The following is a 14,556-nucleotide window of genomic DNA, read 5'->3' on the forward strand; positions in this document are numbered from 1 at the left end:
TGCCACCTTTTTTATTTCTAAACCACAATTCATCGCTGCGGTGATTGGTCTATGAAGCATTACTATTTTTCACTCAACATTTCGTATCAAGCTTATTTGGCACATTATTCGGGAGCGGCAAGTTCCATTTTAGTTGCAACAGAGCAGGGATTGCGTTTGCAGTTGCCAGCATCAAGATTTCGGCCATTTCTTAGCCAAATTGGAGTAAAAGGTCGATTTAGATTGATAACTGACCAAAATAACAAGTTTATAAAGTTAGAAATGCTATGAAGAAAGTTATTACCAGATGTTTAAATAGGAATCTTAGTCACATTCTCAAACATTTGGCTGTGTGGAAATGTTAAAAATATTAACGTTTAGTTCCTAAAACTTTTACAATAAAACATGCATTACCAGCGGTAGGTTATATTCTTACTGCATCCCCTACAAAACATAATTCTAATCTGGAGTCGCCTATGACCGCGCGTGAGACTTTGATGCCGGTTCTACTTGAAAAAGTTTACCAACTGATTCAAGACAAACTTGAGCAAAAACAACAACCTTTGGTTACTCAACTCGCTCAACATTTATTTAGCAATGTATCGCAAGATGATTTAGCTGAACGAAATGAATCGGATTTATACGGTGCAGTTGTCAGCCTTTGGCATCATATCTGTGAGAAGAAGAGCGATGATTACTCTGTTCGAGTTTTCAATCCAACAGTAAGCCGACATGGTTGGGAGTCTACCCATACGATTGTCGAGATTGTTGTTCCTGATGGTCCTTTCCATGTTGACTCTATTAAGATGGCATTAAGCCGACTAGATTTAACTGCCCACCTAATGCTAAATGGTCCTACTCAAATTGATCGTGATGATAAAGGCGCAATCAAGAGTATCAATAACGGAGAAGGGCCTCTTCAGTCTTTATTCCATATTGAAGTCGATCGTTTAAGCAATAAAGCAGAGATGAAAACTCTTCAGGATGAACTGCTAGAAATTCTGCTTGATACCGCTCTGGTCGTTAAAGACTGGAAACCTATGGTAAACAAACTGGATCAAGTTATCAGTCAACTTGAAGCAAATGTTGATCGTCTTCCAGAATCTGATCGTTTTCAGGAGACCATGGCATTCTTACGTTGGTTAGGTGATCATAACTTTACCTTCATGGGCTACAAAGAATACGATCTTGTTGAGATTGAAGGCGACACAACACTAAGACCTACTGAGGAAGCGGGGCTTGGTCTTTTCTCACAAAGTGATCGCGTTCGTTCAGTAAAACTATCTGAGTTTTCAGATTCAGCACGTCTAGAAGCGAAAAAAGCCTACTTATTAATTCTAACTAAAGGCAATAAGCAATCTCGTATCCATCGTCCGGCGTATACCGATTACATCGGAATTAAAAAGTTTGATGAAAACGGAAAAGTGGTCGGCGAGCACCGCTTTACAGGTTTGTACACATCAGCGGTATATAACCAAGCCGTACAAAGCATTCCTCTTATTCGCGAAAAAGTGGAACGTATACTCAGTGCTAGTCGCTACCGTGTTGGTTCATACGCTTATAAAGCGCTGCACAACATTCTAGAAAACTACCCACGCGATGAACTGCTTCAAGCGACCGAAGAAGAATTATTAGAAGTCGGTATGGGTGTTGTACAAATGCAGGACCGAGATCTTCTACGTCTGTTTGTACGCAAAGACCCGTTTGGCCGTTTCTTTAGCTGTATGGTGTATGTAACAAAAGAGCGTTACAACACTGAGTTGCGTCGTCAGACTCAACGCATTTTTAAACAGTATTTTGGTTGTGAACAAGAAGTCGAGTTCACAACGTATTTCTCTGAAAGCCCACTTGCAAGAACTCATTACATCGTTCGTGTTGATAACAACAATATGGACGTGAATGTGAAGAAAATAGAGCAAAACTTAATGGAAGCATCAACAACTTGGGATGATCGTTTGTCTGAAGCGATCGTGGCGAACTGTGGCGAAAGCAAAGGCTTACCGCTTTCAAAACAATACCTTCATGCATTCCCTCGTTCATATAAAGAAGATGTAATGCCAGCTTCTGCGGTTGCAGACATTGAGCGCCTTGAAGCACTCAATGAAGAAAATAAACTGGGTATGCTGTTCTATCGTCCGCAAGAAGAGACCAAAGATTCTAAAGCGGTACGTCTGAAACTGTATCACCGTGATGAACCTATCCATCTTTCTGATGTGATGCCAATGCTTGAAAACTTGGGCTTGCGCGTAATTGGTGAATCGCCATACGAAGTGATCAAATCAAACGGTCAGGTTTATTGGATCCTAGATTTCTCAATGCTTCATAAGAGTGAAAACCAAGTTGATCTTCGTGAAGCTCGTGATCGTTTCCAACAAGCATTTGCGGCTATTTGGTATGGTGATCTGGAAAGCGACGGTTTCAACCGTTTAGTTCTAGGCGCTTCATTAACTGGTAGAGAAGTATCGATTCTTCGTGCTTACGCTCGTTATATGCGCCAAGTGGGTTTCCCATTCAGCCAACAATACATCGAAGATACATTGAGTCACTATCCTGATGTAGCGAAAGGTTTGGTGGATCTGTTTGTACGTCGTTTTGATCCTAAGCATAAAGGCGCTCAAAAAGGTCAAACCGAACTGATAAACAAGATCACAGAACAGTTAGATCATGTAGAAAGTCTTGATGATGACCGTATCATTCGTCGCTACATGGAAATGATCCTAGCGACTTACCGCACCAACTACTACCAATTGGATGAAGATAAGCAACCAAAACCTTGGTTAGCATTAAAGATGAAGCCAAAAGAGATCCCAGAGATTCCGGCACCTGTGCCTGCTTTTGAAATCTTCGTCTACGCACCAGATATTGAAGGTGTGCATCTACGCGGCGGTAAGGTAGCGCGTGGTGGCTTGCGTTGGTCTGACCGTCAAGAAGATTTCCGTACTGAAATCCTTGGTCTGGTAAAAGCACAACAAGTTAAGAACACAGTAATTGTACCTGTAGGTGCAAAAGGTGGCTTCGTTTGTAAGAAACAGTACCTGTACAACACTCGTGATGAAATTTTCGCTGAAGGTCAGCGTTGTTATAAACGCTTTATTCGTGCGCTATTAGACGTTACAGACAACATTGTAGAAGGCGATCTTGTTGCACCTGTGAGCGTAGTTCGCCACGATGAAGACGATCCGTATTTGGTTGTTGCGGCAGATAAAGGTACTGCAACATTCTCTGACCTTGCTAACTCAGTTTCTGCGGAATACAACTTCTGGTTAGGTGATGCTTTCGCCTCTGGTGGTTCGAATGGTTATGACCACAAAGCGATGGGTATTACCGCGAAAGGCGGCTGGGAATCAGTTAAACGTCATTTCCGCGAAATAGGTATTGATTGTCAAACCACAGACTTCACTGCAGTTGGTGTCGGTGATATGGCGGGTGACGTATTTGGTAACGGTATGCTGCTATCAAAACACATCCGTCTACAGTGTGCATTTAACCACTTACATATCTTTATTGATCCAACTCCAGATGCAGCAAGCAGTTGGGAAGAGCGTAATCGCTTGTTCAATCTTCCACGTTCTAGCTGGGAAGACTACAACCCTAAGTTGATTTCTAAGGGCGGTGGTATTTTCTCACGTAAGGCAAAATCCATTACCTTAACGCCTGAAATTCAGAAGATGTTAGGGACTAAAAAAGGATCGGTTGCTCCAAATGAGCTGATTAAGATGATCCTTTGCATGGAAGTTGATCTGTTATGGAACGGCGGTATCGGTACTTACGTTAAATCTTCGCGTGAAACGCACACCGATGTGGGTGACCGTGCAAACGATGCATTGCGTATCGATGGCCGTGATCTCAACGCTAAGATTGTCGGTGAAGGCGGCAACTTAGGTATGACTCAGCTTGGACGTGTAGAATACGCACTGAAAGGCGGCCGAGTGAATACCGATTTCGTTGATAACGTTGGTGGTGTGGATTGTTCAGATAACGAAGTGAACATTAAGATCTTCCTCAATGGTCTGGTTGCAAATGGTGACATGACGATCAAGCAACGTAACCAAGTTCTTGAATCAATGGAAGACGAAGTCGGCGCGATCGTAATTGAAGATGCGTATGTTCAGTCAGAATCTATTTCTGTGACCGAGCAACAAGGTGTTGCTGTCGTTAAAGAACAGATTCGCTTTATTCACCAATTGGAGAAAGCAGGGCATTTGGATCGTGCATTGGAATATATTCCTGATGACGAAACACTGCTTGAGCGTGAAAAACTTGGTCAAGGTTTAACGCGTCCAGAGCTTTCTGTACTCGTCGCCTACGGCAAGATGGTGCTGAAAGACGAATTGGCTTGTGAAGAGATTGCGAATGACGAGTTCCATGCGCAGCAGCTAATGCAATACTTCCCAACTGAGTTACGTCGTAACTATTCACAACACATGCAGAACCATCCGCTACGCGCTGAAATTATTGCAACAGCGCTTGCGAATCAGATGGTTAACGAAATGGGTTGTAATTTCGTTACTCGTTTGCAGGAAGAAACAGGCTCAAACGCTGTTGATATTACTAATGCATACGCTGCTGCCCGTGAAATCTACAAGTTAGGTTCAGTGCTCGAAGAAGTCCGTAAGCTGGATAACAAAGCCGATGCATTAACGCAATACGAAGTGATGTTCCATGTTCGCCGTACTCTGCGTCGTCTATCTCGTTGGTTGTTACGTAATCGTCCGGGAAAACAATCAGTTCGTGATTTGATTGAGTTGTACCAAGCAGATGTAGAAGCTATCGCGAACAAACTTGATGACGTGCTTGTGGCTGAAGAAGTAGAAGAGCACAACATTATGGCTAAGGCTTGGATCGATAAAGGTATCGAACCTAAACTGGCTAACTATGTGGCTCGTTTGTCTAGCTTACACTCAGTGCTGGATATATCTACAGTAGCTAAGGAAAAACAGAAAACAGTTGAGCAAACAGCCAAACTGTACTTTAACCTTGGCGACCGCTTGTCTCTGCACTGGTTCTTGAAACAGATTAATAACCAAGCGACAGACAATAACTGGCAAGTATTGGCACGTGCAGCATTCAGAGAAGATCTGGATTGGCAGCAACGTCAACTAACCGCACAAGTGCTTAACTGTGAATGTGCAAGTGGTGAGTTGGACGTCATCAAAGCGCTGGATGAGTGGATGGAAGCAAATTCAGTCTCTTTACACCGTTGGGAAAATATCCTCAATGAGTTCAAAGTCGGTACAGTCCATGAGTTTGCGAAATTCTCTGTTGCATTAAGAGAATTGATGCTGCTCAACTTAAACTGCCAAGCGGTTGAATAAAGTTTGAATTGTTAGCCGAATAAGACAATAATTACGCCCCGTTTAATCGGGGCTTTTTTCTATCGGAGGCACAATGCTCTACCGCTTAGCCAGAACTGGCTTTTTCAAATTGGATGCTGAAAAGGCGCATGATCTTGCCATCCAAAACTTCAAACGTTTTACCGGCACTCCTCTTGATCTCTTCTATCGTCAACATCTCCCTAATCGACCAGTTGAATGTATGGGATTAACATTCAAAAACCCTGTTGGCCTTGCGGCTGGTCTTGATAAAAATGGCGAATGTATTGATGCATTTGGTGCTATGGGTTTCGGATTTGTAGAAGTAGGGACAGTAACTCCTCGTCCTCAATCCGGAAACGACAAACCACGTCTTTTCCGTATAATTCCAGCAGAAGGGATCATCAACCGTATGGGTTTTAATAACCTAGGCGTTGATAACCTAGTTGAGAATGTAAAGAAAGCCAATTACGACGGGATTATCGGTATCAATATCGGTAAAAATAAAGACACACCAATCGAAAAGGGTGCGGATGACTATTTGATCTGTATGGAGAAGGTTTATCAGTATGCTGGTTATATTGCTGTAAACATCTCATCGCCAAATACTCCTGGACTGCGCACTTTACAGTACGGTGAAGCACTCGATGAACTATTAGCAGCGCTGAAGGAAAAACAAGCTGAACTTGCTAGCAAGCATGATAAGTATGTTCCTTTAGCTCTTAAAATTGCACCAGATCTGAGTGATGACGAAATTAAGCAAATTTGTGCATCATTACTTAAGAACCAAATCGATGGTGTCATTGCAACTAACACTACTTTGGATCGTTCTTTGGTTGAAGGTATGAAGCACGGCAATGAAGCGGGTGGGCTAAGTGGTAAACCACTTCAATCTCGCAGCACTGAAGTGATCAAATGTTTATACCGTGAGCTAGGCGATCAAATTCCGATTATTGGTGTTGGTGGTATTGATTCATATGTTGCCGCTAAAGAAAAATTGTTGGCTGGTGCAAAACTTGTTCAAGTTTACAGCGGCTTCATTTACCAAGGACCAGGTTTGGTAGCGGACATAGTAAAAAACATCTAATTTGTCTTGCGGTGTATAGATTTACGCAAAAGTGACAAGGTAATGTAGAGAGGGAATGAGCAAATCATTTCCTCTTTTTTTTGTTTTTCCTCTCTTAGAATGAACTTCAGTTAGTTGGCAAGGGTAATTAAGCGTTTTACCTAAATAGTCTGATAAAAAATATATAGAGAGTCAGGACAATGCTTAAACCGAGTGACAAATGGAATTGGTACTACTCAGATAGTGAAGGCTATCTGATGCTAGAACTGGGTGAGGATATGGTGTTTCGCACCAACCTTAGCAGCAATCTATTAGTAGATTGCGCTTTTGCATCTAATCAATTTACCGTTGATGACGCTTCCGACTATCAAACATATAAGGAGCGTATTGATTGCTTAAATCTCAGTGAGCCGCGCAAAGTAGAATTAGTTCTATATTGTGTAGCCGCTAAACGCTTCCATAAGCCAGTTCAACCTAAGAGCTGGTTCTTCGACTATCAAAGCAGTGGTTATTCTCCAGAAGAGGGTGAAGTTGTCAGCTTGGTTAACAGTAATGGCCAAGGCTATTTTATCGTCTTAGAAGTGGGCGACAGTGCAAGTCTTTGTGCACTCGTTGACCTTGAAGATTTTGCTCTAAACGGTTCAAAGCAATTGCGCTTTGGACAGGTTATTAAAGTCATGCATGATCGAATGGCTTCAGCAAATCAAATTTTGCTACCTCAGCCTATGGCGATGGTAGGTTAACTTTCCCTAGTATTTTCGTTCCTTTGTTTCATTTCCTATCGGCGTAAAGCCGATTTTTTTTGCCTCAAATTTGCCATCGACAGGTAGGGTAACATCCGTTACTGCTATCTCATTTTTGATTCTGACAAATTAATTACATTTATTTTCCTTCAAATGTGACATCCAAATCGCACAAATCTCACCCCCAACTCATCTAAAAATTCCTGTTTTAGCTAATTTTGTAACTAATTTACAGTGTAAAAATGCATCTGGTATAGTCCAATTTGAGGGTGAATAAATACTCACTATCGCTATGAGCCCTTAAATTATTAGCTTTAGCCTTAGTGATGATTTATCCGGCGGTTTTTTGGGTAATAGAAAGGATGTTTTGTGTTTTTATGGATTTGGGGTGTTTAGATTTGGGCAAGCTGTCCATTGTCAGTTATAATCTGACACCATTTTTATTAGCTAAAGAACAGTATGAATCAGTATCTAGCGGTAACCTCAAACGGTCTTGAGAACCTATTAGTAGAAGAATTAACAAAATTAGGGATTTCAGACGCCAAACCTGTACAAGCAGGGGTGAAATTCAAGGCGTCAAATGAGCAAATTTACCGTTGTTGTTTATGGAGCCGACTTGCTTCACGATTTGTACGTGTTATTACAGAATTCAATTGTCAAAATGATATGGACTTGTACCTTTCGGCAACGTCAGTGAATTGGGTCAATCATTTTCACAGCTCTAAAAAGTTTGTTGTTGACTTCAACGGTACAAACCGAGAGATCCGTAACAGTCAATACGGTGCAATGAAAGTTAAAGACGCCGTAGTTGATTGTTTTGAAAAGAAAAATCTCCCACGCCCTTCGATCAGTAAAGATCATGCAGATCTTCGCATTCATGTTCGTTTACATAATGATAAAGCGCTGCTGGGTATCGATATGGTTGGTGGTGGCTTACATGTCCGAGGTTACAGACCGGAATCTGGTCGAGCGCCACTTCGTGAAACGTTGGCTGCAGCAATCATTCTACGTAGTGGTTGGGATGCCTCTAAGCCATTGCTAGACCCTATGTGTGGCTCGGGAACTCTATTGATTGAAGCTGCAATGATGGCTGCAAATATCGCACCTGGACTTAAGCGCGAGAAATGGGGCTTTGAGTCACTTGAAGATTTTGAACCAGAGCTATGGGCAGAGGTGAAATCTGAAGCGAGTGTTCAAGCAAAAAGGGGTGTCAATAAAACTGACACTAAGTTCTTTGGCCTAGATAATGATAGTCGTGTACTGAAAACAGCTAGAGATAACGCTAGACGAGCTGGTGTAGAAAACTTGATTCAATTCGAGCTTGGTGATGCTTCTCTGCTTAAGAAGCCACAAGGCTTTGAGAATGGCGTTATTATATGTAACCCGCCATATGGTGAACGTTTGGGAACTCATCCTGGTCTGATTGCGCTTTACACTGCATTTGGTGCTCAGCTGAAATCAGAGTTCGGTGGTTGTCAGGCGTCTATTTTCTCTAGTTCAGACGAACTGCTAAGTTGTTTGCGTATGCGCGCTGAGAAACAATACAAGCTGAACAACGGTGCGTTACCTTGTCACCAAAAGAACTACTCAATTTCAGCTCGTGAACGTTCTGAAGATGAGCAGCAGTCACAATCAACACAAATTGCACCAGATTTCTCAAATCGATTGAAGAAGAACATTGGCAAGATTGGTAAATGGGCGAAACGAGAAGGTTTAGATTGTTACCGTATCTATGATGCTGATCTTCCAGAATACAACGTAGCGATTGACGTTTATCAAGACCAGCTTGTTATCCAAGAATACGCAGCGCCTAAGAATATTCCAGAAGAGAAGGCGAAACGCCGTCTTACTGACATCATTCGAGCGGCGATTCAGGTGACGGGAACAAACGCAAACAATGTGGTTCTAAAAGTTCGCGAGAAACAAAAAGGTACGTCCCAGTATCAGAAGTTTGGCCAGCAGTCTCAAACGATGGAAGTCAGCGAGTATGGTGTAAAACTTATCGTTAACTTACACGACTACTTGGATACAGGTCTTTTCTTAGATCACAAAATCACTCGTCGTAAATTGGGTGAGATGGCTCAAGGTAAAGACTTCTTGAACTTATTTGCCTACACAGGTTCAGGCACCGTTCACGCGGCTTGCGGTGGTGCAAAATCAACTACTACGGTTGATATGTCGAATACCTATCTTGAATGGGCTAAAGACAACATGAAGCTAAATGGTCAAGTAGGGCGTCAACATCAGTTTATCCAAGCGGATTGCCTTCAGTGGCTGGATCAGGCTTCGGGTCAGTATGATCTAATCTTTATCGATCCACCGACGTTCTCCAACTCGAAACGCATGGAACAGTCTTTTGATGTTCAAAGAGATCATATTCAGTTAATGAAGAACCTCAAGCGTATTCTACGCCCAGATGGCACGATCGTTTTCTCGAACAACAAGCGTCATTTTAAGATGGATATAGAAGAGCTAGCTAACTTGGGCTTGGAAGCGAAAAATATTTCAGCACAAACGCTTCCGCTCGATTTTGAGCGCAATAAGCATATCCATAACTGTTGGATTGTTACTCACAAGCAGCTCTAGTAGATAATTAATAGGGAAAGGTTGAGTGATCACTTTATATAGTACAGAAGGCTGTCATCTATGCGAGATGGCCTTCGCTTTACTAAATCAAGCAAATGTCGCTTCTCAAGTTGAAGTGATTGACATTGCATTCGATGAAGAACTGTTTTCTCGTTACGGGGTAACTATACCCGTTGTCTCATATCAAGGTTCAGAGCTTAACTGGCCTTTTGATTTTTCAGAATTAACTCAGTGGTTAGAAAATAATGGCATTAATTACCATTCATAACGGTTTACTGGCTTTCGGTGATCATCCTTTACTCGATCACGCAGATTTTGCATTACAAGAAAACGAGCGAGTGTGTTTGGTTGGACGAAACGGCGCTGGTAAGTCGACGTTAATGAAAATCATCGCAGGTGAAATCCTTCTGGATGATGGCAAAATGCAAGTGATGCAAGATGTTGTCGTCTCACGTTTAGAGCAAGACCCGCCTCGTAATCAGGAAGGAACGGTTTTTGACTATGTTGCTGGTGGACTACAAGAAGTCGGTGAGCAATTAAGGATCTATAACGATCTGCTCGATCTCGTTGCCGTTGACCCATCTGAGTCCAATATTAAAAAGCTTTCTAACGTGCAAGAGCAGTTGGAACACGCAGGCGCTTGGCGTTTCGAAGACAGAATTCAGAACGTTTTGGGCTCTTTGAAGCTTGATGGTCATACGAAACTTACTGATCTATCTGGTGGTTGGCAGCGTAAAGCTGCTTTGGCTCGCGCCTTGGTGTGTGACCCCGATGTATTGCTTCTTGATGAGCCAACCAACCACCTAGATGTTACGACCATTGAATGGCTGGAAGGGTTCTTAAAGGACTTCCGTGGCTCAATTATCTTTATTTCTCACGACCGTTCATTCATTAAATCTATGGCGACTCGCATCGTAGACTTAGATCGTGGTCAATTAAACTCTTTCCCGGGCGACTATGAAAATTATCTCAATGAGAAAGAAGAGTTACTGCGAGTAGAAGAGCTGCAAAACGCTGAATTTGACAAGAAATTGGCTCAAGAAGAGGTCTGGATTCGTCAGGGTATCAAGGCTCGTCGTACGCGCAACGAAGGTCGAGTAAGAGCGTTGAAAAAGCTTCGTGAGGAGCGTAGTGAAAGACGTGAAGTGCAGGGGAAAGTTAACCTGCAAATTGATGATGCTGCTCGTTCAGGAAAGATTGTATTTGAAGCAGAAAAATTAAGTTATGCCATTGATGGCAAACGCCTCGTTGATAACTTTAGCTTCAATATTATGCGCGGCGATCGCATTGCACTGATTGGTCCGAATGGTTGTGGTAAGAGTACACTGCTGAAGCTTCTTTTGGGTCAGTTGGAGGCGGACAGTGGCCGTTTGCACTGTGGTACGAAGCTGGAAGTGGCCTATTTTGATCAATATCGTGAAGTTTTAGACCCTGAAAAAACGGTTATAGACAACCTTGCTGATGGTAAACAAGAAGTGACTGTAGGTGGTCGTCAACGTCACGCATTGAGCTATCTTCAAGATTTCTTATTCGCTCCTAAACGCGCAAGAACACCCGTAAAAGCGCTGTCAGGAGGTGAGAAAAACAGACTTCTGCTCGCTCGTCTGTTCCTAAGATCCAACAATTTATTGGTTCTAGATGAACCAACCAACGATTTAGATATCGAAACTTTGGAACTTTTGGAAGATTTGCTTGCCAATTATCAAGGTACTTTATTGTTAGTCAGCCACGACCGTGAGTTTGTAGACAATACAGTGACGACGAGTTGGATTTTTGAAGGTAACGGGAAAATAGAAGAGTTTGTCGGTGGCTATCACGATGCTCAACAACAGCGCTCTCAAGTACTGCAATCGCGTAGTGTCGAAAACGCCGTCAAACAAGAAAAATCGGTTGAGCCAGCTCCCAAATCGGAGCCTGCGAAGCCTAAGTCTAAGAAGTTATCTTATAAACTGCAGCGTGAATTAGAAACTCTGCCGCAAAAACTCGAAGAATTAGAAGCTGAAATAGAATCAATGCAAGAGCAAGTCAACGATGCAGATTTCTTTAGTCAGTCTGTAGATGTGACACAACCAATTTTAGACAAGTTAACTGCTAAAGAGCAGGAGCTTGAAATTGCATTTGAGCGTTGGGAAGAGCTCGAAGCAATGCAACAGGATAGTTAATGGATTTTATGAATAGAAAATTGTTTAAGCTGAGCCTTGTGAGCTCAGCTATTCTTGCTACCACACAGGTGTCTGCTGCGCTTTATAATGTAGTCGAGGTAACGCCAAGTACTACTAACAGCTATAAAAGTGCTTATGGTGTCGCTATTGAGCCTGCAACCACCACTGGTGCAAGTGATAACTGCTTTGTAAGTAATGTTGCTGGTTCCAAGTCATGTGACAGCTATATTCTGGGTGGAGAAACTCGATTAGTAGAGATGAACTCAGGTTCAGAAGTTGATGGTTTAAGCTTTAGAGAAGAAGCGCCGTTCGCGATGAACCGTCAGTTTAACTTAATCAATACCTATGATGATTTCGAAAACTATTGTGAAGCTCAACTAGGCTATTCAACTTGTAACCAGTGGGCAAGTGTTCGTTGGAATATCTGGTCTGCTGAACTGAATGGGAATGCTACACCAAATTCGATTGGTTTTATCGGCGCATCAACGACTAGTGACGAGGTTTATGAGTCTGCTAACGTAGTTATCAATAGTATTTCAGATTCTGGAAAAGCGATTGGCATTGACTCAGGTTTTGCTAACGTTACTAATTTTCGCCGAAATTCAGTAACTGCTCGTACTGAAGATAAGGTACCTTCAGGCTATTTCCAAACCAGAGCTTGGAAATCTGACGGTACATATACTGCGGGAAGCGTATCAAAAGAACAAGCAACTGCCGACAACGGTACATTCTACTCATCTCATCCAGCTCTTTGGGAAAATAGCACCGGTACAGCGGTAGAAATTCCGTGGGTAAGTGGCACCGCTTTAGCATCTTCAAATAATATTGCTGAAGGAAGTATGCGTGATTTCGTTATTGTTGATAACGTTATTTACGGTGTGGGCTTCAATGCATATGACTCCAGCAACAACTATATGAATGCTACGGTCTTTAAATTAGATCTAGGCTCGAATACATTCAACACTCAATCTGCATGGTCATCAACGGTTGTGAATGATGCAACTGTCGTTATCGGTTCTGACACCGTTCACACTAATTCAGTCATCACGTCTGTAAACAAACACTTAGTCGCTATTGGTAGCGCAAAGAGAACGGGTAATACACCGTACAACGGTTCTGCCTCAAACCGACTATTTATTGTTAATGATGTTTCTGCTTCATCATTAAACGCATTTTATCCAACTGGCGGAATTCTCTTTGCTGGTGCCGGTGGTAAAGCTGGGGCAATTAACAACTACAACGAAATTGTTGGTCAGCTTGATTTTGCTGACACTCGAGAAATAGATGGGAAACCGAGAGTGAAACGCGGATTTATATATCCGTACAATGCTGCTAGTAGTGATGCCACTCGCATGAGTCGCTTCGCCAATAAAGCATGGTTTCTTGATGATCTAACAAATGGCGACAATGCAGCGTCGACTAATAACCAATATCGCGTTGTGGATGCTACAGATATCAATGATGCAGGCGTGATTTCTGGTACAGCGCTGAAGTGTAGTGGTGGATACAGTACTACTTCTCACAACGCTTCTTGTAGTGGAACTGAAACTGTTGTGGCAGTGAAACTTGTACCGATTGCTGGAGCCACTTCAAGTGACATTAGCCAGCGATCTACCGATACAACAACCTCTGAACGTTCGGGCGGTAGTTTAGGTTTGTGGAGTTTAATCCTTCTGACTTTAGGTTGGTTCCGTAGAAAATAGTCATTTTTTGTCAATAAAGGCACAAGCTCACAAAAATAAGCTTGTGCTTTTTTTTGACTTGAGAAAGGTCAGATTTTGCGCGATTCTTTAGGTGTGGTCATAAAAGATCCACACTAATGTAATAGTTGTAAGTAAGACACAAGTTACTGTATGAGGACTGCACTATGAAGAGACAAAAGCGTGATCGCCTTGAAAGAGCACAATCTCAAGGTTATAAAGCTGGTTTGAATGGACGATCTCCTGAGGAGTGTCCATACCAACAAAGTGATGCTCGTTCATATTGGCTAGGCGGTTGGCGTGACGCAAGAGATGATAAAAACTCTGGTCTCTATAAATAACCCCCACATACTAAAGGATCTTAAGCCCCGAAAGGGGCTTTTTAGTACCTAGTATTTATAACGCACTATAACTAAGTGCATATGATAAAATTAAAGCAGCTCGATAGCTGCTTTAATTAATAACTGAGAATTAAAACGCAGAAGTGTCTTGGAAGAGACCAACTTTCAAATCTTTAGCTACATAGATTTCTTTACCATCAACAAGCACGCGACCATCAGCAAGACCCATTACAAGTTTGCGATTTACTACACGCTTCATGTTGATTTCATAAGTCACTTTTTTCGCAGTTGGTAGAATCTGTCCAGTAAACTTAACTTCACCAACACCAAGAGCACGGCCTTTACCTTTACCGCCAACCCAGCCTAAGAAGAAACCCACAAGTTGCCACATTGCATCTAGACCTAGACAGCCAGGCATTACTGGATCGCCAGGGAAGTGGCAATCAAAGAACCATAAATCTGGAGTGATATCTAACTCAGCAATAATAAGACCTTTACCAAATTCGCCTTCAGTTTCAGACATTTTGCTAATACGATCCATCATCAGCATGTTTGGTGCTGGTAACTGAGGGTAACCTGGGCCAAATAGCTCACCACGGCTAGAGGCTAATAGGTCTTCACGATTATATGAGTCACGTTTGTTTTGCATTATCAATTACTCCAATTT

At 42.3% G+C, this 14,556-nt stretch carries 10 protein-coding genes; 9 read left to right on the plus strand and 1 reads right to left on the minus strand.

Annotation, left to right across the window (positions count from 1 at the left end):
• Positions 1 to 51: 51 nt before the first annotated feature.
• The 9 genes from P4S58_RS06855 to rmf all read left to right on the plus strand — a co-directional run bounded on the left by P4S58_RS06855 (position 52) and on the right by rmf (position 13,889).
• Positions 52 to 270 carry a DUF2835 domain-containing protein gene (locus P4S58_RS06855; protein ID WP_081878676.1) on the plus strand — a complete coding sequence of 73 codons (219 nt, stop codon included), beginning with the start codon at positions 52 to 54 and terminating at the stop codon, positions 268 to 270.
• Between the two features lie 185 nt (positions 271 to 455).
• The gene (locus P4S58_RS06860) at positions 456 to 5,294 is read left to right on the plus strand and encodes an NAD-glutamate dehydrogenase (protein ID WP_102969504.1); all 4,839 of its coding nucleotides are present in this window, start codon (positions 456 to 458) and stop codon (positions 5,292 to 5,294) included.
• A 73-nt stretch (positions 5,295 to 5,367) separates the two neighbouring features.
• Positions 5,368 to 6,378: a quinone-dependent dihydroorotate dehydrogenase gene (gene pyrD / locus P4S58_RS06865; RefSeq protein WP_042482448.1), complete on the plus strand. Its 1,011-nt coding sequence runs from the start codon at positions 5,368 to 5,370 to the stop codon at positions 6,376 to 6,378.
• Between the two features lie 179 nt (positions 6,379 to 6,557).
• Positions 6,558 to 7,100, plus strand: coding sequence for a cell division protein ZapC (locus tag P4S58_RS06870; protein WP_042482445.1), 543 nt, complete (start codon positions 6,558 to 6,560; stop codon positions 7,098 to 7,100).
• A 459-nt stretch (positions 7,101 to 7,559) separates the two neighbouring features.
• Complete coding sequence (rlmKL, locus tag P4S58_RS06875) at positions 7,560 to 9,686, plus strand: bifunctional 23S rRNA (guanine(2069)-N(7))-methyltransferase RlmK/23S rRNA (guanine(2445)-N(2))-methyltransferase RlmL (RefSeq protein WP_337163335.1); 2,127 nt, start codon at positions 7,560 to 7,562, stop codon at positions 9,684 to 9,686.
• 25 nt (positions 9,687 to 9,711) lie between these two features.
• Positions 9,712 to 9,954, plus strand: a complete 243-nt coding sequence (locus P4S58_RS06880; protein ID WP_337163337.1) for a glutaredoxin family protein — start codon at positions 9,712 to 9,714, stop codon at positions 9,952 to 9,954.
• Positions 9,932 to 11,848, plus strand: coding sequence for an ABC transporter ATP-binding protein (locus P4S58_RS06885; RefSeq protein ID WP_112404609.1), 1,917 nt, complete (start codon positions 9,932 to 9,934; stop codon positions 11,846 to 11,848). Before P4S58_RS06880 ends, P4S58_RS06885 begins: the two co-directional genes overlap by 23 nt.
• Positions 11,849 to 11,856: 8 nt before the next feature.
• Complete coding sequence (locus P4S58_RS06890; protein ID WP_102969517.1) at positions 11,857 to 13,551, plus strand: DUF3466 family protein; 1,695 nt, start codon at positions 11,857 to 11,859, stop codon at positions 13,549 to 13,551.
• Between the two features lie 164 nt (positions 13,552 to 13,715).
• Positions 13,716 to 13,889 carry a ribosome modulation factor gene (gene rmf / locus P4S58_RS06895; protein WP_042482436.1) on the plus strand — a complete coding sequence of 58 codons (174 nt, stop codon included), beginning with the start codon at positions 13,716 to 13,718 and terminating at the stop codon, positions 13,887 to 13,889.
• A gap of 130 nt (positions 13,890 to 14,019) precedes the next feature.
• On the opposite strand, the gene fabA is transcribed toward rmf, so the two are convergent.
• Positions 14,020 to 14,538, minus strand: coding sequence for a bifunctional 3-hydroxydecanoyl-ACP dehydratase/trans-2-decenoyl-ACP isomerase (fabA, locus tag P4S58_RS06900; protein WP_042482432.1), 519 nt, complete (start codon positions 14,536 to 14,538; stop codon positions 14,020 to 14,022).
• Positions 14,539 to 14,556 lie beyond the last annotated feature (18 nt).

The sequence above is a fragment of the Vibrio sp. Hal054 genome (assembly GCF_037162405.1).
GTDB lineage: Bacteria > Pseudomonadota > Gammaproteobacteria > Enterobacterales > Vibrionaceae > Vibrio > Vibrio diazotrophicus.

Bases quoted from the DNA above. Each gene is read 5' to 3' on its own strand.
- P4S58_RS06890 (WP_102969517.1), top strand. From the start codon at position 11,857: ATGAATAGAAAATTGTTTAAGCTGAGCCTTGTGAGCTCAGCTATTCTT.
- rlmKL (WP_337163335.1), top strand. From the start codon at position 7,560: ATGAATCAGTATCTAGCGGTAACCTCAAACGGTCTTGAGAACCTATTA.
- P4S58_RS06885 (WP_112404609.1), top strand. From the start codon at position 9,932: ATGGCATTAATTACCATTCATAACGGTTTACTGGCTTTCGGTGATCAT.
- P4S58_RS06855 (WP_081878676.1), top strand. From the start codon at position 52: ATGAAGCATTACTATTTTTCACTCAACATTTCGTATCAAGCTTATTTG.
- fabA (WP_042482432.1), bottom strand. From the start codon at position 14,538: ATGCAAAACAAACGTGACTCATATAATCGTGAAGACCTATTAGCCTCT.
- P4S58_RS06870 (WP_042482445.1), top strand. From the start codon at position 6,558: ATGCTTAAACCGAGTGACAAATGGAATTGGTACTACTCAGATAGTGAA.
- rmf (WP_042482436.1), top strand. From the start codon at position 13,716: ATGAAGAGACAAAAGCGTGATCGCCTTGAAAGAGCACAATCTCAAGGT.
- P4S58_RS06860 (WP_102969504.1), top strand. From the start codon at position 456: ATGACCGCGCGTGAGACTTTGATGCCGGTTCTACTTGAAAAAGTTTAC.
- pyrD (WP_042482448.1), top strand. From the start codon at position 5,368: ATGCTCTACCGCTTAGCCAGAACTGGCTTTTTCAAATTGGATGCTGAA.